This window comes from Streptomyces oryzae, assembly GCF_017676365.1.
Classification (GTDB): domain Bacteria; phylum Actinomycetota; class Actinomycetes; order Streptomycetales; family Streptomycetaceae; genus Streptomyces; species Streptomyces oryzae.
Window position 1 is genome coordinate 68,566 of the sequence record NZ_JADKMA010000002.1, and the last position, 19,404, is coordinate 87,969.

The 19,404-nt window shown below is 70.9% G+C and carries 18 protein-coding genes; 9 read left to right on the plus strand and 9 right to left on the minus strand.

Annotated elements, in window-relative coordinates; genetic code table 11:
* The first annotated feature begins 20 nt into the window (after positions 1–20).
* From ITI46_RS00780 to ITI46_RS00795, 4 genes are all read left to right on the plus strand, one after another.
* Positions 21–707 (plus strand): response regulator, encoded by a 687-nt coding sequence (locus tag ITI46_RS00780; RefSeq protein ID WP_209237137.1) that lies wholly within the window; start codon positions 21–23, stop codon positions 705–707.
* 73 nt (positions 708–780) lie between these two features.
* Positions 781–1,185 carry an OB-fold nucleic acid binding domain-containing protein gene (locus ITI46_RS00785; RefSeq protein ID WP_209237138.1) on the plus strand — a complete coding sequence of 135 codons (405 nt, stop codon included), beginning with the start codon at positions 781–783 and terminating at the stop codon, positions 1,183–1,185.
* A gap of 3 nt (positions 1,186–1,188) precedes the next feature.
* Positions 1,189–1,914 (plus strand): DUF3159 domain-containing protein, encoded by a 726-nt coding sequence (locus tag ITI46_RS00790; protein ID WP_209237139.1) that lies wholly within the window; start codon positions 1,189–1,191, stop codon positions 1,912–1,914.
* Between the two features lie 118 nt (positions 1,915–2,032).
* Positions 2,033–3,016 (plus strand): DUF3048 domain-containing protein, encoded by a 984-nt coding sequence (locus ITI46_RS00795; RefSeq protein ID WP_209237140.1) that lies wholly within the window; start codon positions 2,033–2,035, stop codon positions 3,014–3,016.
* Positions 3,017–3,090: 74 nt separating this feature from the next.
* Here the strand turns inward: ITI46_RS00795 and ITI46_RS00800 are convergent, their stop codons facing one another.
* Positions 3,091–3,753, minus strand: coding sequence for a potassium channel family protein (locus ITI46_RS00800; protein ID WP_209237141.1), 663 nt, complete (start codon positions 3,751–3,753; stop codon positions 3,091–3,093).
* On the minus strand, positions 3,750–4,409 hold the full coding sequence (locus ITI46_RS00805) for a potassium channel family protein (protein WP_209237143.1): 660 nt from the start codon (positions 4,407–4,409) through the stop codon (positions 3,750–3,752). The genes ITI46_RS00800 and ITI46_RS00805 overlap by 4 nt, the downstream gene beginning before the upstream one ends.
* A 69-nt stretch (positions 4,410–4,478) precedes the next feature.
* Here ITI46_RS00805 and ITI46_RS00810 point away from each other — a divergent pair, with 69 nt between their 5' ends.
* Positions 4,479–6,659 carry an APC family permease gene (locus ITI46_RS00810; RefSeq protein WP_307808002.1) on the plus strand — a complete coding sequence of 727 codons (2,181 nt, stop codon included), beginning with the start codon at positions 4,479–4,481 and terminating at the stop codon, positions 6,657–6,659.
* 78 nt (positions 6,660–6,737) lie between these two features.
* Positions 6,738–8,093 carry a class I SAM-dependent RNA methyltransferase gene (locus ITI46_RS00815; RefSeq protein ID WP_209237145.1) on the plus strand — a complete coding sequence of 452 codons (1,356 nt, stop codon included), beginning with the start codon at positions 6,738–6,740 and terminating at the stop codon, positions 8,091–8,093.
* A gap of 324 nt (positions 8,094–8,417) precedes the next feature.
* Here the strand turns inward: ITI46_RS00815 and ITI46_RS00820 are convergent, their stop codons facing one another.
* Positions 8,418–9,905, minus strand: coding sequence for a carboxylesterase/lipase family protein (locus tag ITI46_RS00820; RefSeq protein WP_209237146.1), 1,488 nt, complete (start codon positions 9,903–9,905; stop codon positions 8,418–8,420).
* A gap of 283 nt (positions 9,906–10,188) precedes the next feature.
* Positions 10,189–11,136 (minus strand): MBL fold metallo-hydrolase, encoded by a 948-nt coding sequence (locus tag ITI46_RS00825; RefSeq protein WP_209237148.1) that lies wholly within the window; start codon positions 11,134–11,136, stop codon positions 10,189–10,191.
* A gap of 303 nt (positions 11,137–11,439) precedes the next feature.
* Between ITI46_RS00825 and ITI46_RS00830 the strand changes: the two genes are divergently transcribed.
* From ITI46_RS00830 to ITI46_RS00840, 3 genes are all read left to right on the plus strand, one after another.
* Positions 11,440–14,280: a helix-turn-helix transcriptional regulator gene (locus ITI46_RS00830; RefSeq protein ID WP_209237150.1), complete on the plus strand. Its 2,841-nt coding sequence runs from the start codon at positions 11,440–11,442 to the stop codon at positions 14,278–14,280.
* 372 nt (positions 14,281–14,652) lie between these two features.
* On the plus strand, positions 14,653–15,156 hold the full coding sequence (locus ITI46_RS00835) for an RNA polymerase sigma factor (protein ID WP_307808003.1): 504 nt from the start codon (positions 14,653–14,655) through the stop codon (positions 15,154–15,156).
* Positions 15,153–15,602: a hypothetical protein gene (locus tag ITI46_RS00840; RefSeq protein ID WP_209237154.1), complete on the plus strand. Its 450-nt coding sequence runs from the start codon at positions 15,153–15,155 to the stop codon at positions 15,600–15,602. The genes ITI46_RS00835 and ITI46_RS00840 overlap by 4 nt, the downstream gene beginning before the upstream one ends.
* Before the next feature lie 4 nt (positions 15,603–15,606).
* Here ITI46_RS00840 and ITI46_RS00845 read toward each other — a convergent pair whose 3' ends face one another.
* The 5 genes from ITI46_RS00845 to ITI46_RS00865 form a co-directional block, all read right to left on the minus strand.
* A complete protein-coding gene (locus ITI46_RS00845; protein WP_209237156.1) occupies positions 15,607–16,509 on the minus strand; it encodes an alpha/beta fold hydrolase in 903 nt (300 codons plus the stop codon).
* Between the two features lie 266 nt (positions 16,510–16,775).
* Complete coding sequence (locus tag ITI46_RS00850) at positions 16,776–18,035, minus strand: cytochrome P450 (RefSeq protein ID WP_209237158.1); 1,260 nt, start codon at positions 18,033–18,035, stop codon at positions 16,776–16,778.
* Positions 18,032–18,652, minus strand: coding sequence for a GTP-binding protein (locus ITI46_RS00855; RefSeq protein WP_209237160.1), 621 nt, complete (start codon positions 18,650–18,652; stop codon positions 18,032–18,034). Before ITI46_RS00855 ends, ITI46_RS00850 begins: the two co-directional genes overlap by 4 nt.
* Complete coding sequence (locus ITI46_RS00860) at positions 18,633–19,001, minus strand: DUF742 domain-containing protein (protein ID WP_209237162.1); 369 nt, start codon at positions 18,999–19,001, stop codon at positions 18,633–18,635. The genes ITI46_RS00855 and ITI46_RS00860 overlap by 20 nt, the downstream gene beginning before the upstream one ends.
* A complete protein-coding gene (locus ITI46_RS00865) occupies positions 18,998–19,402 on the minus strand; it encodes a roadblock/LC7 domain-containing protein (RefSeq protein WP_209237166.1) in 405 nt (134 codons plus the stop codon). The genes ITI46_RS00860 and ITI46_RS00865 overlap by 4 nt, the downstream gene beginning before the upstream one ends.
* Positions 19,403–19,404 lie beyond the last annotated feature (2 nt).

The following is a 19,404-nucleotide window of genomic DNA, read 5'->3' on the forward strand; positions in this document are numbered from 1 at the left end:
GGAATCGAGAGGAAGCAAGCATGCACCGGGTGCTCGTGGTCGACGACGAACCGCAGATCGTCCGCGCCCTCGTGATCAACCTCAAGGCCCGCAAGTACGAGGTGGACGCCGCGCACGACGGCGCCACCGCGCTGCGCATGGTCGCCGACCGGCACCCCGACGTCGTCGTCCTGGACCTTGGCCTGCCCGACATGGACGGAGTGGATGTCATCCGCGGCATCCGCGGCTGGACCCGGGTGCCGGTCCTGGTGCTCTCCGCGCGGCAGACGTCCGACGAGAAGGTGGAGGCGCTGGACGCCGGGGCCGACGACTACGTCACCAAGCCGTTCGGCATGGACGAACTGCTGGCCCGGCTGCGCGCCGCTGTCCGGCGTGCCGAGCCGCCGGCCGGGATGCCGGACGGTGTCGGCGTCATCGAGACCGACACCTTCACCGTCGACCTCGCCGCGAAGAAGGTGCACCGTGACGGCGGCGACGTACGGCTCACCCCCACCGAGTGGCACCTGCTGGAGGTGCTGGTCCGCAACCCCGGCCGCCTGGTGAGCCAGAAGCAGCTCCTCAAGGAGGTCTGGGGCCCCTCGTACGGCACCGAGACCAACTATCTGCGCGTCTACATAGCCCAGCTCCGCCGCAAACTGGAGACCGACCCCTCGCATCCGCGGCACTTCGTCACAGAGGCGGGGATGGGGTACCGGTTCGAGAGGTGAGAACCCTTTCGGCTGTGGATCCGTGTTCAAGGGCGGGGGAACCGGGGCGGCATGCGGCGGTACCCTGGCGGTTATGACTGGCGCCACCCGAGAACAGCGGGGCACGGGAAGCGGGCGGTTCCGGAGGTTCCTGGAACGGCTCTCCTCCTCCGAGGAGGACCTGCGCTCGGCCGAGCTGCGTGAGGAAGCGGAGGTCACGGGCTGTGCCCGTATCGCCGAATGCAGCGACCGCGACATGGTGCGGGTAACCGGTACGCTGCGCACCGTGACGCTGCGGCCACGTGCCGGAGTCCCGACTCTGGAGGCCGAGCTGTTCGACGGGTCGGCCTCGCTGGACGTCGTCTGGCTGGGCCGCCGTTCCATCGCGGGGATCGAACCGGGCCGCAAGCTGATCGCCTGGGGGCGGATCACCGTCAACCACGGCCGTCCCGTGATGTTCAACCCCAAATACGAGCTGCGACCCCTCGGACAGGAGTAGCGGGTGACCCCTCCCGACAAGCAGACCGAAGCGGAGGCGCCGGACGGTCGGCAGGCCGGCGCTGCCGGATCGCAGGCCGTGACGGAAGCGGCGCTGTTCGAGGCGTTCGGCGGTGTGCGGGGCCTGGTCGAGACGACCGTGCCAGGACTGGTGTTCATCGCGATGTACACGGTGACCCAGGACATCCACCTACCCGCCATCACCGCTCTGGCGATCTCCGCCGTGATGGTCGTCTTCCGGCTGTTCCGCAAGGACACCGTCAAGCACGCGTTCAGCGGGATCTTCGGAGTCGGCTTCGGTGTGCTGTTCGCGATGATGACCGGCAACGCCAAGGACTTCTATCTGCCGGGCATGCTGTACACCCTCGGCCTGGCGCTCGCCTACCTCGTCACCTCCATGGCCGGTGTGCCGCTGCTCGGGCTGGTGCTCGGGCCGGTGTTCAAGGAGAACCTCTCCTGGCGCAAGCGCAACCCCGGCCGCAAGAAGGCGTACACCAAGGCGAGTTACGCCTGGGGCCTCATCCTGCTCGGCAAGTGCGCCGTGCTCTTCCCGCTGTACTTCTGGGGCGACACCACGCAGTTCGGCTGGGTGACCGTCATCCTGAAGATCCCCCCGTTCCTGCTTGCGGTCTACCTCACCTGGATCTTCCTGGCCAAGGCGCCGCCGCCGATCAACGTCATCGCGGAGATGGAGGCCGAGGAGGAGGCCGCCAAGGCCGCCAGCTCCTGAGAGCGGGCGCGCTCGTCACGGGCGCGCTCCTCGCGGTCGCGCCCAGCCGCCGAGGGGCGAGTGTCCGGTGGTCCTTCGTCGCCGCTGCCAGTACGCTCGGTGACGGAGGCGACACGGTATGGCAGAGCCCATCCGGGCCGGGCGGCCCGCACACGGAGCGACACGGCGCAGGACGCTGCTGCGTACCGCGCTGGCGATCGGCGCCGGCGGAGCCCTCGCCGCCTGCCGGTCCGGCGACGACGGGGAGGACGCGTCCCCGTTCACCGGCGAGCGGCGCACGGGCGACCACGTACTGGCCGTGAAGGTCGACAACGTGGCAGCCGCCCGCCCGCAGACCGGGCTCCAGCACGCCGACATCGTCTACACCGAGGAAGTCGAGGCGGGCCTCAGCCGGATACTGGCCGTCTTCGCCTCCGACGTCCCCGCCACCGTCGGGCCCGTCCGCAGCGCACGGGAGTCCGACATCGAGCTGCTGCGCCAGTTCGACCACCCCGCGCTCGCCTTCTCCGGCGTACAGGGCAAGCTCCTGCCGACCCTGGAAGCGGCCCCGCTGCGGCTGCTGCCACCCGGCGAACTGAGCGACGGCTACGAACGGGACCCGGCCCGCCGCGCCCCGCACAACCTCTACCTCAAGGCCCGGCGCGCCGAGCGGGCCGCTGACGACGCCTCGGCGCCCCGTGACATCGGCTTCCGCTTCGGCGCCGCGCCCAAGGGCGGCCGGTCGACGGCCGGGGAGACGGTCAGCTATCCAGCGGCCCGCTTCGATTTCACCTGGTCGCAGGAGCGCCGCCGCTGGCTGGTGACGATGGACGGCACCCCGGCCCGCTCCCGCGGGGACGGCCGGCTGGCGCCCGCGACGGTGGTGATCCAGCACGTGACCGTGCGCCAGTCGCGCTTCCACGACCGCTCCGGCAGCAACACCCCGTTCACCGAGACGGTGGGCTCGGGCGACGCGCTGGTGCTGCGGGACGGCAAGGCGTACGAGGCGCACTGGTCGCGCCCGTCGGCGAGCGGCGGCACCACCTTCACCGAGGCCGAGAGCGGGCGCCGACTGCCCTTCGCCCGCGGCCAGGTGTGGATCGCGCTGGTGAAGAAGGGCTGACGGCGCCCGGCCCGAACAGGCTGCTGCGCGGGCCTTGTCCCCGGGCCTCGTCCGCGGGTCTCACCCCCCGGGCTTCACCCCCGGGCCGAGAGCAGCTCCTCCAGCTGTTCCTCGCGGGCGGGTGCGGCGACGAAGAGGAGCTCGTCGCCCGCCTCCAAGGCGTCGTCCGGGTCCGGCGTCAGCACCCGGGTGCCGCGGATGATGGTCACCAGCGCGGTGTCCTCCGGCCAGCTCACATCGCCCACGCGGGTGCCGGCCAGGGTGGACTCGGGCGGCAGCGTCAGCTCGACCAGGTTCGCGTCGCCCTGCGAGAAGCGCATCAGCCGCACCAGGTCACCGACGCTGACCGCCTCCTCCACCAGCGCCGACATCAGGCGCGGCGTCGAGACGGCGACGTCCACGCCCCACGACTCGTTGAACAGCCACTCGTTCTTCGGGTTGTTGACCCGGGCCACGACGCGCGGCACGCCGTACTCCGTCTTGGCCAGCAGGGAGACCACCAGGTTGACCTTGTCGTCACCCGTCGCGGCGATCACCACATGGCAGCGCTCCAGCGCCGCCTCGTCGAGCGAGGTGATCTCGCACGCGTCGGCCAGCAGCCACTCGGCCTGCGGCACCCGCTCGACCGAGATGGCCGTCGGCGCCTTGTCGATGAGCAGCACCTCGTGCCCGTTCTCCAGCAGCTCGCCCGCGATGGAGCGGCCCACCGCGCCGGCTCCGGCAATAGCGACCCTCACGACTCCGGCCCCCCAGTGAAAACTTCCTCGACCCGCGCGACCTCGTCGCAGCGCATCATCACATGCACCAGGTCGCCTTCCTGGAGGACGGTTTGGGACGTGGGCAGTATGGCCTCGCCCAGCCGGGTGAGGAAGGCGATGCGCACTCCGGCTTCCTCCTGGAGCTTGCTGACGCGTTCACCGACCCACGCCGGGGAGGTGTGCACCTCGGCGAGCTGTACGGCGCCGCTCGGGTCCCGCCACAGTGGTTCGGAGCCGGACGGCAGCAGCCTGCGCAGCATCTGGTCGGCGGTCCAGCGCACGGTGGCCACCGTGGGGATGCCGAGCCGCTGGTAGACCTCGGCGCGCCGGGGGTCGTAGATCCGCGCGGCCACGTGCTGTGTGCCGAACATCTCACGTGCCACCCGGGCCGCGATGATGTTCGAGTTGTCGCCGCTGCTGACCGCTGCGAATGCGCCCGCTTCCTCTATACCGGCCTCGCGCAGGGTGTCCTGGTCGAAGCCGATGCCTGTGACCCGGCGGCCGCCGAAGCCCGAGCCGAGGCGCCGGAATGCGGTGGGGTCCCGGTCGATGACCGCGACCGTGTGGCCCTGTCGCTCCAGGGTCTGCGCGAGCTCTGCTCCTACTCGTCCGCAGCCCATGATCACAATGTGCAACGCCCGTCCCTTCATCCCGTACAGCGGGCCGTATCAGCATCGCACGACTGACCGCATACGATCCTCTGCGTGTCCAGGATGACCGACGTACCGAAACGACTCCTCCTCGGGAGGGCGCTGCGCAGCGACAGGCTCTCCGAGACGCTGCTGCCCAAGCGTCTCGCCCTTCCGGTGTTCGCCTCGGACCCGCTTTCCTCCGTCGCGTACGCGCCTGGTGAGGTACTGCTGGTCCTCTCGGTGGCAGGGGTCTCCGCCTACAGCTTCAGCCCGTGGATCGCCGTCGCGGTCGTCGTGCTGATGTTCACGGTGGTGACCTCCTACCGGCAGAACGTCCGCGCCTACCCGAGCGGTGGCGGGGACTACGAGGTGGCGACCACCAACCTCGGCCGCAGAGCGGGCCTGACGGTCGCCAGCGCGCTGCTGGTCGACTACGTACTGACCGTGGCGGTGTCCATCTCCTCCGGGGTGGAGAACCTCGGCTCGGCCATCCCGTTCGTCGTCGAGCACAAGACACTCTGCGCGGTCGTGGTGATCGTGCTGCTGACGCTGATGAACCTGCGGGGCGTACGCGAGTCCGGCAAGCTCTTCGCCGTTCCGACCTACTGCTTCGTCGTCGGTGTGCTCGGGCTCCTGATCTGGGGGGCGGTGCGCGGCGTCATCCTGGGCGACGAGATGCGCGCCCCGACCGCGGACTACGAGATCCACACCGAGCAGTCCGGGGTCGCCGGTTTCGCGCTGGCGTTCCTGCTGCTGCGCGCCTTCTCCTCCGGCTGTGCGGCGCTGACCGGTGTCGAGGCGATCAGCAACGGCGTGCCCGCCTTCCGCAAGCCCAAGTCGAAGAACGCAGCGACGACGCTGGCGATGATGGGCCTGATCGCCGTCACCATGTTCTGCGGCGTCATAGCCCTGGCCCTGAGCACCCATGTGCGGATGGCCGAGGACCCGGCCAAGGACCTGCTGATCAACGGTCACCCGGCGGGTGCTGACTACACCCAGAACCCGGTCATCTCCCAGGTCGCGGCAGCGGTGTTCGGCGACGGGACGCTTCCGTTCGTCTACCTGGCGGCGGCCACCGCACTGGTGCTGTTCCTGGCCGCCAACACCGCATACAACGGCTTCCCGCTGCTCGGCTCGATCCTGGCGCAGGACCGCTATCTGCCGCGCCAGCTGCACACCCGCGGCGACCGGCTCGCCTTCTCCAACGGCATCGTGCTGCTGGCCGGGGCCGCGACGATACTCGTGGTGGTCTACGGAGCCGACTCCACCCGCCTGATCCAGCTCTACATCGTGGGCGTGTTCGTCTCGTTCACGCTCAGCCAGACGGGCATGGTCCGGCACTGGAACCGGCTGCTGACCACCGAGACCGACCGCGCGCGCCGCCGCCACATGTACCGCTCGCGCGCCATCAACGCCTTCGGAGCCTTCTTCACCGGGCTGGTGCTCGTGGTGGTGCTGGTGACCAAGTTCACCCACGGGGCCTGGGTCTCCCTGGTGGGCATGGCGCTCTTCTACGCAGTGATGACCGGCATCCGCCGGCACTACGACGGCGTCGCCGAGGAACTGGCGGCCGAGGACCCGGCCGAGGCCAAGCTGCGCCCCTCGCGGGTGCACTCCTTCGTACTCGTATCGAAGATCCACAAGCCGACGCTGCGCGCCCTGCGCTACGCCAAGCTGCTGCGCTCCGACACCCTCGAGGCCGTCACCGTCAACATGGACCCGCACGAGACGGAGCAGCTGCGCCGGGAGTGGGACGAGAGCGGCATCGACATCCCGCTCACCATCCTCGACTCGCCCTACCGGGAGATCTCGCGCCCGGTCATCGCCTACGTGAAGCGGCTGCGCCAGGAGCAGCCCCGCGACGTGGTCAGCGTCTTCATCCCCGAGTACGTGGTCGGCCGCTGGTACGAGCACCTGCTGCACAACCAGAGCGCCCTTCGGCTCAAGGGGCGGCTGCTGTTCACACCGGGCGTCATGGTCACGTCGGTGCCCTACCAGCTGGAGTCCTCCGAGGTCGCCAAGAAACGGGCCCGGCGGCGCGAGCAGTGGAACGCCCCCGGCTCGGTGCGCCGCGGCCCCGTCATCCAGCCGCGGAAGGCGCAGAAGGACGGCAGGAACGGGAAGAGCGGCAAGGGCGCCAAGGAGGGCGAGAGCGTCAAGAGCGCCCGGACCGGCGAGGGCGCCAAGGCCGGCGAAGGCACCGGGAGCGGGCCGGAGGCGGCCGGGGGCCTGACCCGGCAGCGGGGGAAGTAGCCGCGAAGTAGACTCGGCAGCTGCGGCCACGTCTGCCCAGCTCCCCGCAGCCCCATAGTTCTCTGGAGTCACCCCCTGATGCCCGAAGCCAGCGCGTCAGCGCCCGCGTCCGACCAGCTCGCCGCCTCCCTGGTGGGGGAGGAGTACGAGGTCGAGGTCGGTCCTGTGGCGCACGGCGGCCACTGCGTCGCCCGTACGGAGAGCGGCCAGGTGCTCTTCGTACGGCACACGCTGCCCGGCGAGCGGGTGGTGGCACGGGTGACCGAGGGCCGCGCCGACTCCCGCTTCCTGCGGGCCGACGCGGTGCGGATCCTCGACCCCGCGAAGGACCGTGTCGAGGCCCCCTGCCCCTTCTCCGGCCCCGGACGCTGCGGCGGCTGCGACTGGCAGCACGTCAAGCCCGGCGCACAGCGCCGGTTCAAGGCCGAGGTGCTCACCGAACAGCTGCAGCGGCTGGCCGGTATGACCCCCGAGGACGTCTCCTGGGACGGCACCGTCGAGCCCGCGCCCGGTGACAAGGTCGCTCCCGGCGAGGTACCCGCCTGGCGCACCCGGGTGCGCTACACCATCGACGACGAGGGCCACGCCGGGCTGCTCAAGCACCGCTCGCATGAGGTCCAGCGCATCGACCACTGCCTGATCGCCGCGCCCGGCGTGGAGGAGCTGGGCATCGAGGCCCGCGAGTGGCCGCAGATCGCCACCGTCGACGCGATCGCCGCCACCGGCTCCGCCGACCGGCAGGTCGTCCTCACCCCGCGCCCCGGCGGCCGGCTTCCGCTGGTGGAGCTGAACCGCGAGGTTTCCGTGCTTCGCGTCGGCGAGAAGGACCGGGCCGTGCACCGCGTACACGGCCGGGACTTCGTCCGCGAGCGCGCGGACGGCCGCACCTGGCGGGTCGGCGAGGGCGGCTTCTGGCAGGTGCACCCGCAAGCCGCCGATCTCCTCGTCGACGCCGTGATGCGCGGGCTGACCCCGCGCAAGGGCGAGACGGCGCTCGATCTGTACTGCGGCGTCGGCCTGTTCGCTGGAGCGCTGGCCGACCGCATCGGCGAGAAGGGCGCGGTGCTCGGCATCGAGGCGGGCAAGCGGGCCGTGGCCGACGCCCGCAAGAACCTCCAGGACTTCCCGCGCGTCCGCATCGAGCACGGCAAGGTCGAGAAGGTCCTCCCGCGCACCGGCATCACCGAGGCCGACCTCGTCGTCCTCGACCCGCCCCGCACCGGCGCCGGCAAGCAACTCGTCAACCACGTCGCGGGCCTCGGCCCCCGCCGCATCGCCTACGTCGCCTGCGACCCGGCCGCCCTCGCCCGCGACCTCTCCTACTTCGCCACCGCCGGCTACCGCCCCCGCTTCCTCCGCGCCTTCGACCTCTTCCCGATGACGCAGCACATGGAGTGCGTGGCGATTCTGGAGCCTGCCGGGAAAGCGGCCTGACCTGCGGGTTCATAGCGTAGGTGAGTCGCTCGACCTGTTCCGTTCCGTGCAGCGTTCGAGCGAACGAATTGCCCGTTGAGACCTTCCTGACCTGCGAATTCGTAAGGGAGACACCTGCATCGGCGGCGCCTTCTCGCCGCGTCGACCGTCTCACCCACGCCGTCGAGCGCGGCGACGAGCACCTCGTGGCACTGTCTGCGGAGGGCGAGGATCCGGGTGCCGTCGTTGACCGGGCCAGCGGAAACCGGGCCCCGCTTCGCGTACCGGGACAGCCCGGCGCACGGGCCGGTCGTCGAGCTGATCAAACAGGCCGGCCCGTGATCGTCAGCCCGCGGACGGACTCGGTTCGGGGCGCCGTCCCGGGACGGCCTCCCACTCCTCTGCGATGCGCATGAGTGGTCCGTTCCCCCGCTCGTACGGAGCCCAGCCCGGGTCTCCGGTCGTGGCGAAGGCGATCCATGCCGCGTGTGTGCGGGTGGCGAGTTCGGCCGGCGGCGTCCCGGCACCGAGCAGGTTGTGGGGACCGAGCAGACCGGGCTGGTCGGTCACATCGAAGACGAAGGGCACCTCGACGGTGTGCGCCGCGCCCAGTTCACCGCCCAGAGCGGGAGAACGCCAGGCGAACTCGTAGCGGAAGGTACGGGAACCCTTGTGTGCGGCATGCGCGTCGGCGAGGTCGCGGCTGCCGGCGACGAACAGGGCCTCGGCGATGAGGGCGGAGCGCAGTTCGCCGGCCGTGCCTCCTGGACGGCTGCGGCGGAAGGACGCGACATACCGCGCGGGGTCGGGGCGGAACAGGGCGGCGGTGGCCTCCACATCGGCCATGGTCGACGTGCCGAGCGCGCCGAACGGGGCCAGGTAGAGATTGCCCTCCTCGGCGTTCGTGCCGATCAGCAAGTCCACGCTCGCGCCCGCTCCGTCGGCGACGGCGTCGGCGGGCTGACGGTCGAGCACCACGCTGAACGGGCTGAGCCCGATGAGCGGATCGCCGGCGGTCGTCGTGCGCAAGTCGATCCCTGACAGGCCCGGCATGATTTCGACGAGACGTTCGTCGGTGATTCGCGCGAACGCCTCGGCGTACGGTGCGACACCCAGCTTCACGGCCGCGGCGGCCGTCACCCGCGCCGCCTGCTCGGGCGTGAACGCCCCCCGTCCGTTGCCGCTCTGGACGATCGCGCGCGCGACGAGTCCCTCTGCCGCGGGATCGGCCAGGACGGCACAGGTGAGGGTGGCACCGGCCGACTGACCGAACAGCGTGACGTTCCCGGGATCCCCGCCGAAGGCGGCGATGTTCTCCCGCACCCAGCGCAGGGCTTGGAGCACGTCGAGCAGACCCCGGTTGCGGGGGGCTCCGGACAGGTCGAGGAAGCCGGGGATGCCGAGCCGGTAGTTCACGGTGACCAGCACGACGCCGTCACGGGCGAAGCGGCTGCCGTCGTAGAGGGACGACCGGTTGGAACCGGCGACGAAGGCGCCGCCGTGCACGAACACCATGACCGGCGCACCGGGCCGCGCGGTCCGGGGTGCCCAGACGTTGACGGTGAGGTATTCCGGCCCTCGTACCCATCCGGACCCGAAGTAGGCCGTCATCTCCAGTGTGCCGAGGCGGCGCGGCGCCTGCGGCGCGGTCGGTCCCCATTTCGTGGCGTCCAGAACCCCCTCCCACGGATCGTGCGGTCGCGGGGCCGCGAAACGGGCCGCGCCGACGGGAGGCGCGGCGTAGGGAACACCGAGGAACACGGCGTGGTCGTCGCTCAGGGTGCCACGGACCGCGCCCTGCGCGGTTTGCACGACGAGGTTGCGGTCGGTCAACGGAATCTCCTTGCCGGTCGGTGAGTCGGTGAGTCCGGCAGGGCTGTCCGGGGAGGCTGCCGGGTGCGTGACGGTGCGGTCTCAGACCGCCGGGTTGCCGAAGACCCAGCGGGCGATGTTCGAGACGGTGCTCAGCAGGTCGTACGCCCGCCCTGGACAGCCGCGACCCAGGCTCGTCGGGTGACGCGGTAGCCGGACATGTCGAGGACCGCGGTCGTGTTCTCCGGGTTCCTGGGCAACGTGGTGGACGAGGGGGTTCCTCCTTGCAGGACGGGCGGTCGGATCAGGTGCGGGAGAACGGCGCCCAGTTGGTCAGCTCGAAGCCGGAACCCCGGCGGCGCATTTCGAAGGCACCGTGTCCGGGCAGGTGCGCCGGGAGCACGAGGGCGTTGTTGTCCGCGGCGTGCGCGAACATGCGCGCACGGCTGGCGCGAGCACCGTCCTCGTCCTCTTCGAAGCAGCTGTTGATGTGCGGCTCGTGCACCTGGATCGCGCCGTGCAGAAGGTCGCCGGCGAAGATCGCGCGGTCGCCCCCGGACTCCAGGTGGATGATCGAGGCGCCGGGGGTGTGGCCGGGTGCCGATTCGAGGCGGAGGTGGGAGTCGATGGTGTAGGACTCGTCCCAGGTCTCCACCAGACCGGCCTCGACGACCGGGTCGATGCTGTCCTCGTAGACGTTCTGGTTGCCCCGCCCGAATACCGTGTTGTGGAGGTTCTCGGGCCTCCAGTACTCGAAGTCACGCTGCGGCATGAGGTAGGTCGCGTTGGGGAAGGTGGGGACCCAGTCGCGGCCTTCTAGCCGGGTGTTCCAGCCGACGTGGTCGTCGTGCAGGTGGGTGTTGACGACGATGTCGACGTCTTCGGGCCGCACGCCGACAGCGGCGAGATTCGCCAGGTAGTCGGTGCTCAGATAGGACCAGATCGGTTGCAGCGGGCGGTACTTGTCATTACCCGCGCCGGTGTCGATCAGGATGATCCTGCCCTCGCTGCGCAGCACCCAGGACTGGGTGGCGGCTCGGGTGAGATCGGTGTCCGGCTCCCAGTGGTGGGGCGCCAGCATCTCGGTGTGCCGCTGCCACTCCTCGGGCTTGCTGCCGGGGAAGAAGACATCCGTCGTCATCGGAGTGGTGTCGGAGTACTCCATGACGCGGTGGATCCGCACCTCACCGAGTTCGATGGTGCTCACCGTCGGCGTCCCGGTCTCGGTGGACGGGGAGGAATGGGGGGTCATTGTTCTCCTTCGAAGGTTCGGACGTCTTCCAGCCTGCGAGCATGCGGTGCCTCGGAGGTATCGGACACATGACTGCACTTCTCCGGGGTGGCGGGCCCGCGGCCGTCCCCGGTGCGGACGGGCAGGCGCGCGTGGGGCTTCATGTCCACGGTGGCCCGCAGGGTCCTGGGCGCCGACCGCAGGCGCCGTCCGTCATGTGACTGCACCCGGGGTACACCGAGAACGCCCTGGTAGCGTCGATGCGCGGGATGCGGTGATCGGAGGCGTAGCGCCCTGGAAGATCCCGCCACATCTGGAGAACCGGTGGACGAGTACACAGTGACAACCGCCTGCGGCCTCAGCGGCACCGCCGTGATCAGAGAAGCCGAGTTGGACAGGCTGGTCGCAGCGGTGACCACGCCGCGTGCGGCGGAGTCCGTGACGAGGCCGGTGGACGCTCTGCTGACCGTGGTGGGAGAGTTCGGAGCGGGCAAGACCACCCTGGTGGAGGCGGTCGTGGAGCGTTTCGCCGCGGACGGCGGCCGGGTACTCAGGGCCGACAGCAGCCAGTCCGAGACCCACCTGGCGTTGTCGGGGCTGCACCAGCTGCTACGTCCGGTCCGCGGGCGGATCGACGCCCTGCCTCTCAGGCAGCGCGGGGCGCTGCACGTCGCTTTCGGAATGGCGGAGCGAAGCGAGGCGCCGGACCCGATGCTCATCGGGACAGCGGTCCTCACCATGCTGTCGGACCTCGCCGCCGAGCGCCCGCTGCTGGTGGTCGTGGACGGCGCCCAGTGGGCCGACCGCGCCTCGCTGGACGCTCTCTCCTTCGCCGCCCGGCGTCTGGCCGGCGAACCGGTGACGCTGCTGGTCGCCACCAGGGACCCCACGTTGCGCGGGCTCGCCGCTCAGGAACCGACCCTCACCCTGGAGCCCCTCGACCGCGGCGCGGCGGAACGGCTGCTGGACCTCCAACCGCGGGTGCCCGCCGGACTCACCCGGGCATCCATCCTCGACCAGGCCGAGGGCAACCCCCTCGCCCTGGTGGAACTGGCCCGGGCCGTCGGCGACCACGACAGCACGTCCCGCGCGATGCACGGCCCGCTTCCGGTCACCGAACGGCTGGGGCGGGTCTACGCCGACCGGCTGGCCGCACTGCCCGCCGAGACGCGCCGCGCGGTGGTGCGCCTGGCCACCGTCGACAACGAGGACCCGTCGCACACCGTGCTGTCCTGGCTTCCCGACATCGGCGATCCGGTGTGGGCGCCCGCCGAGGAGGCCGGACTCGTCCGGCGAAGCGGGGGACGACTGCGCTGCGACCATCCGCTCTCCCGCCTCGCGATCTACCACACGGCCCCTGCCGAGGAGCGGCGCGCGGCGCACCTGGGGCTGGCCGAGCTGTTCGGCGACCAGGATCCCGACCGGCACGCCTGGCACCTTGCCGCCGCTGCCTCCGGCCCGAGCGCGGCGGTTTCGGCCCGGCTCGAAGGCAGTGCGAACCGGGCACGTCACCGCAGTGGCTACGCGGCTGCCGCCCACATGCTGGAACGGGCCGCGGACCTGCACCCCGACCGGGGGGAGAGCACCCGGCTGCTGGCCGCCGCGACCAGTGCGGCGGTCCTGACCGGCAGGCTCGCCTCCGTCGAACGGCTGGCCGCACGCACCCGCGCCGCCACCGACGACCCGACGGCCGCTGCCCTCGCCGCCCTCCAGGTCGGCCGGCTCATGACACTGACCAGCTCGCACAACGCCGCCTTCGGACAGCTGATGCGCCCCGCCGCCGCCCTGGCCGACACCGATCCCGCGGCGGCGTCGGAGGCCCTGGCCGCCGCCGCTGTGGTGCGCTTCTACTCCGGTGACCCGGCCCAGTTGTACGAGATCGAACGCCTGCTGCCCCTGGCCTCGGCGCCCCCCGACCACCGGCTCGGAGAGCGGGAGAGACTCCTGGCGGGCTGGGCCGGGGCCGTCGCGCATCCGGAGGCCGCCGACGCGCGCTTCGCTCTGCGGCTGCCCGCCCTGGCCGCGGTCGCGCGAGAGGAACCGCAGACGCTGATCCTGCTCGCCGCCGCGGCCTGGCTGCTGGACGAGACAGAACTGGCCGCGCGCACGTACGACGCGGCGCTCGCCTCGTGGACCGCGCAGGGACCGCTGCCGGACGGCCTCGGCGGGGCAGCCGCCCTCGCCTATCTGGAGCAGGGCCGGTGGGCCCGTGCGCAGACGGCCTGCGCCGAACTCGCGGCCGTCGCGTCGTCGGCCGGTCTCGATCACGCCGCAGCCTGTGCCGCGGCGACGGAGGCGCTGCTGTGCGCGCTGCGCGGTGACGTGGCCGGGGCCCACGCCCGGGCGCGGTACGCCCTCTCGCTCGTCGACCCGCGGGAGAGCCGTTCCGTCCTCGTTCTCGCCCACCGCGCGCTGGGCACCGCCGCCGCCGCGGAAGGCGATCACGAGACCGCCTACCAGCACTGTCGTGTGCTCTTCGACGACCGGGGCAACCCCACGCACTACCACCTCTCCTACCCGGCGTTGCCCGAGCTGGCGGCTGCCGCGGCCCGGGTCGGCCGTCGCGAGGAGGCCACCCGGATCGTGGACGGAGCCGAGCGGTCATTGGCGGACGCGGGCGCGCTGGCGCCGCGCAGGGCCGCGCTGGTCCGTCTGAGCCGGGCGGCGCTCGCCCCGGCCGAGGAGGCCGAGCACCACTTCACGGCGGCTCTGGAGAATCCCGCGCTCGCCCGCCGGCCTTTCGAGCGAGGCCAGGCGCTGCTCGCGTACGGGGAGTGGCTGCGCCGCCGCCGCCGTATCTCCGATGCCCGTCCGCCACTGGTCGACGCCGAGGCCGTCTTCCGGCGGCTGGCCGCGCAGCCCTGGGTGGCGCGGGCCCAGTCCGAACTCAGGGCCGCCGGTGCCCAGAGCGGCACCACGAGACCGGACTCCTTCGCCGGCCTCACGCCACAGCAGCAGCAGATCGTGCGGCTGGCGGCGCTCGGACTCACCAACCGTGAGGTGGCCGAGAAGCTGCATCTGTCCCCGCGTACCGTCAGCTCGCACCTTTACCGAGCGTTTCCCAAGCTGGGCATCACCGTGCGCTCCCAACTCAGGCATGTGGTCGATGCCATGACCGCCGGCAGCGAGGCGGGTCGGGACACCGACGCGAGGGGCAGGGCATGATCGCCGCGCACCACGGCTGGCGGTCCAGCCGGGATCTCGGGAGAAGAGGCAGTCCTGTCGGCACCGCGCCGTGAGCGGACGAGCAATGTGCGGGAGGCATGACGCTCGTTTGACGCTCCGAGCCTTGACACGTGGGAAGTGGGGGCGAAGCATGGGCGTGACCTGCGGTTTTGTTGCAGTGCACGCTGCGACGTCTTCCCGATGACGCAGCACATGGAGTGCGTGGCGATTCTGGAACCGGTGGCCAAGGACTCCTGAACTGCGTATACGGACTGCTCACAGCCGCCCTCACCTCATGTGCTCAGCCTCGGGGTTGTAATGTCCGCGGGGATGGACGGCTCAGCAGGAGAACCTCAGCCGCCGTGGGATGCCGTGGCCGGGCTGGTGCGGGCGGCGCGGGCAGGCGATGCGCTGGCGATGGACGAGGTGCTGACCGTGGTGACGCCGTATGTGACCCGGCTGTGCCGGCCGATCGCCCTGTCGCATTGCGAGGATGCCGTCCAGGATGCGCTGACCGCGGTCTTCGTCGGGATGCGGGGGCTGCGCGATCCCCAGGCGTTCTACGGCTGGGTACGCACCGTCACCGTGCGCGAGGCGGTGCGGGTGGCGCGGCGCACCGCCGTCGAGCAGGCCGTCGACCCCGACGAAGTCGCCCGCCTGCGCGGTCTCGTCGGCGTCGGTGACGCCGAGCTGTCGGCACAGGTGAGGGATGTGCTTGCGCGGATGCCCGTGCATCACCGCGCCGTGCTCGTCCTGCGCGAGCTTGAGGAGCTTGATGAACGAAGTGCGGCCGAGGTACTGGGCATCGCGCCGGGCACCGTCAAGTCGCGGCTGCACCGCGCCCGTTCGGCATTCCGGAAGGCGTGGCAGCAATGAGCGTTGATACCGTCACCCGGCTGCGGCTGCTGGCCGCGGGCCTGCACACCACGTTGTACGCGGAGGAGCGCCTGGAGCTGCCGTACGACAAGGTATGGGCGGTCGCCTCGGATCTGGCGGGCGAGCTGCCGCACCTCGTGCCTCTGTTGCGCGAGTTCCGCGTCCCGCCCGGCGACGCCGATCGCAAGCGCGCCCTGGCGGTGGGTCCCCTGGGCTGCCGCAGCGCCTTCGAGGTGCGGCTGGCTCCCGGCTGGTGTCTGATGCAGTCGCGGCTGGTGGTGGGGGGTATGGCTGCCGAACCTGAGGGTGACGGCACGCGCTTCGCCATGCTCGGCGCGGCACGTCCCGCCGCCCTGCGGCCGGTTCAGTGGGCGTACGCTCTCGGTGGCCGCCGCAGCCGGGCCTTCATCCGGAAGGTCGCGCTGCGGGCGGCCTTGCGCCCCTAGTCTTTCAACGCCCCGTCACGAACAGCTCCCGCATCGCCCCGGCGACGACGTGGGGACTCTCCCGAGGCAGAAAGTGGCCGACGCCCGGCACGATCCGCACGGTGAGATCGTCCGCGTGACTCTCGCCCCCGGCCAGCATCGACGGCGGGAACACGTTGTCCCGCTCGCCGCCCAGCAGCACGGTCGGGACGGTCAGCCGCTCCCCGCGCCATCTGCCGCGCAGCAGCGCCGGGATCTCCCGGACCACGTACTGCCAGAACATGGCCTGCCCGGCATGCGCGCCGGCCTGGGCCGCAGCGCTGAACTCCGCGAGCTCGTCGGCCTGCCAGACCGACTGGCCGGCGACCTGGTGACGCAGCAGGAAGCGGCAGAACCCCGGCCAGCGGCGCAGCACGGCCCGGCCGATCACCGGATACTCGACGAACGCGGTGTACCACTGCCGCCACAGGTTCGGCAGGATGGCCCGCTGCCGGGCCCACGGGTGCGCCACATTGAGCGCCAGGTAACCACGGAACCGCTCCGGTGCCCGCAGGCACAGCCGGAAGCCGACGTGGGCACCCCAGTCGTGCCCGACCAGATCCACGCGATCGAGCCCGAGTGCGTCCAGCAGCGCGAGCATGTCGTCGGACAAGCCATCGATGTCGTAGCCGCGCCGGGTCTGCTCCGACCAGCCGAAGCCCCGCAGATCCGGGCAGATCAGCCGTCGTCCGGCCGACAGGACGGCGACCCGGTGCCAGGCGAACCAGTGCTGCGGGAAGCCGTGCAGCAGCAGGACCGGCGCCCCGGTCCCGTACTCGGCGATATGCAAGCGGACGCCGCGCACCTCCAGCCAGCTGTGCTTCGCCCCTTCAGCGTTCGGGAGCGGTCTGTCGACGGCAGCCGTGACCGAGGTCGTGCTCGATGTCATGGGAACACCTCTCGCCTCCGGCGGGTCTCCTGAGGGCCCGCTTCGGCATGACAGGAGGCAGGACCGGGTCAAAACGTTCCCCCGCTTTTCCTGGTTGAGAGCTGTCCCGCAATGCCGGACAGGGGAAGGGGCGGTGGTCACCGTGCCGGGAAGGGGGCACCCCAGGCTTCCTCCTCCAGAAGGAGCCCGTTGGCCAGGTCTGCCCAGGGATCTGCCTTTGGTTGCCGATCGCGCACGGCCTCGTCGGAAGACCACGTACCACTTCGTCAGGAGAAGCTGACCGGCAGGTGATCGAGCCGGGTTTCCCAGGTGGAGGCGGTGTCCGTGAGGTCGGTGGGGTCGGCGTCGAGGCGGAGACCGGGGAGCCGTCGGAGCAGCACCTCCACGGCCGCCTCGATGATGGTTTGGCCGATGGCCTGGCCCGGGCATTCGTGCGGGCCGCTGCTGAACGCCAGGTGGGCCTGGTTGCCCTGCACCGTGGTACCCGTGTGCGGGCGGATCTCCGGGTCCAGGTTCCCCGCGGCCAGGCCGAGGATGAGCAGGTCTCCGATCTTCAGATGCTGACCGCCGAGTTCGCAGTCGGCGGTGGCGAACCGGCCGGGGAGCACGGCCAGCGGCGGCGAGTTCCACATCATCTCCTCGATGATCGCCGAGACGGTCAGCTGTCCGCTCACCACCTTGGCGAGGTGCGAGTCGTCGCTGAGGATCATCTGCAGCACCCGCGCCAGCAGGTTGCTCGTTGTGGTGTGGGCCGCGATCAGTACGAGGCGCAGGTGGTTCTGGACCTCGTCGTCGTCCAGGCAGGCAGGGTGCTGAATCAGCCCCGTGGCGAAGTCCGGGCCGGGTTCGGCGCGTTTGTGCGAGGTGAGCTCGGCGAGCACCCGGCCGATCCGGTCGTTGTGCGCGATGGCGTCCTCGCCGCCCTTCATCATCTGCGCGCAGGACGTCACCAGGCCCTTGCCCTCGCTCTCCGGGAGCCCGAAGAGCCGCGTCAGGACGAGCATCGGCAGGTACTGGGCGTACTGGAGCACCAGATCGGCGCGTCCGGTGTCGGCGAAAGCGTCGATCTGCTGGTGGGCGAAGTGGAGGACATGGCGCCGTATCCCGCGATCGGCGACTGTCCGCATGCTTTCGGTGACCGCCGTGCGCAGCCGCTGATGCGGCTCCCCGTCCTGCGAGAGACAGTCCGGACGCCAGCCCAGCATCGGAATGAGCGGCGAGGTCTCCGCGATCCGCCCTTCCTGCCAGTCCCGCCATCTGCGCGAGTCCCGGCTGAACTGATCGGGGTTGTCCAGCACCCGCCGGTTCTCCCGGTAACCGAGTACGAGCCAGGCGGGCACGTCGCCCTCCAGCAGCACCGGCGCGACCTGCCCGTACTGCTTGCGCAGCCGCGAGTAGGTTCCGTACGGGTCGACCGTGGTCTCCGCCGCGTACAGCCTCGTCGGGGCGCCGGCGTGCCGCACAGGACAGCCTGCGGACGGGTTCGGCGGGTCAAGGCGCTGACCGTCGGAGGGCTCGGCGTTCATCGCGGCTCCAATGCGGCAGCAGACCGTTCCTTGATGTGGCGGATGAGCGCGATCAGAACATCGCGGCTCGAAGCCCGGTCGCGCGCGTCACAGGTGAGGATCGGTGTGTGCGGGTCGATGGCCAGGGCCTCCCGCACCTCCTCGGCGGGGTAGCTGCGGGCGTCGGGGAACATGTTGAGGGCGATGACGAACGGTACGTTCAGCCTCTCCATCTCCTCGATGGCCCGGAAGCTGGACTGCAACCGCCGTGTGTCCACCAGGACGACCGCGCCGAGAGCGCCCTTGAACAGGCCGTTCCACAGAAACCAGAACCGCTCCTGCCCCGGCGTGCCGAACAGATACAGCACCAGTTGCTCGTTGAGGCTGATCCGGCCGAAGTCGAGGCTGACGGTGGTGCTCTTCTTGTCCGCCACGCCGACCAGGTCGTCGACGCCGACGGTGGCCTGCGTGAGGGTTTCCTCGGTGGTGAGCGGCACGATGTCGCTGACCGAGCCGACCATGGTCGTCTTGCCCGTGCCGAAGCCGCCGGCGACCATCACTTTGACCGACCGGCTTCCCGCGTGCAGCGCTCCCGCCCGTTGCGGAAATGCCGGCCGGTCAAAGCCGTTGAAGTCCACTGAGTACCTCCTCAAGGAGCGCGAGGTCGGGCGCGCCGTCGCGCGTACCTGCGATGGGATCACGGGCTTCCACGCCGCCTGCGTTGAGCAGGTCGGCCACCAGCACCGAGAGAACGTTGAAGGGAAGCTCCAGATACGCGCCCAGCTCGGCCACCGACAACGGGTCGCGGCAGTTCCGGAGGATGGCTTCGTGCTCGGGTCTGCTCCCCGGTTCGGGCGCGGAGCGGGCGACGATGAGGGTGGCCACATCGAGGCCCGTCGCCTCAACGGTGGGCGCGCTGCGGCCATCGGTGAGTATGTAGTAACGCTCCAGCCCGGACGGCACCGGGCCCGGCTTCCGTCCGGTCATCCAGGCTGCTCCTGGCGCGGAACGGTGCCGAGGAGGTCGCCCATCCTGCGGGCGCAGTCCCTCATCTGGTGCCCCAGCAGCCCCTGGTCGATCCCCGTTTTGGCCAGCACGCCCAGGTACGTCTCGTTCCCTGCGCGTACGACGAAGAGGTGTCCGCCGTCGACCTCGATCCCGGCGAGCCGCAACTGGCCCCTGTGCTTGGGGAACTGTTCGGCGACGGGCTGGGCCAGCGACTGCAGGCCGGCGACGATGGCGGCGAACCGGTCGGCGTCGTCGGGGTCGGCGCCGAACGCGGTGATGGCCTTTCCGTCCGAGGACGCCACCACGGCGAAGCGGATTTCCGGGATGCTGTCCGCCAGGTCGCGAAGCGCCCAGCTCAAGTCGGGCTGATGCTGCGTCATGT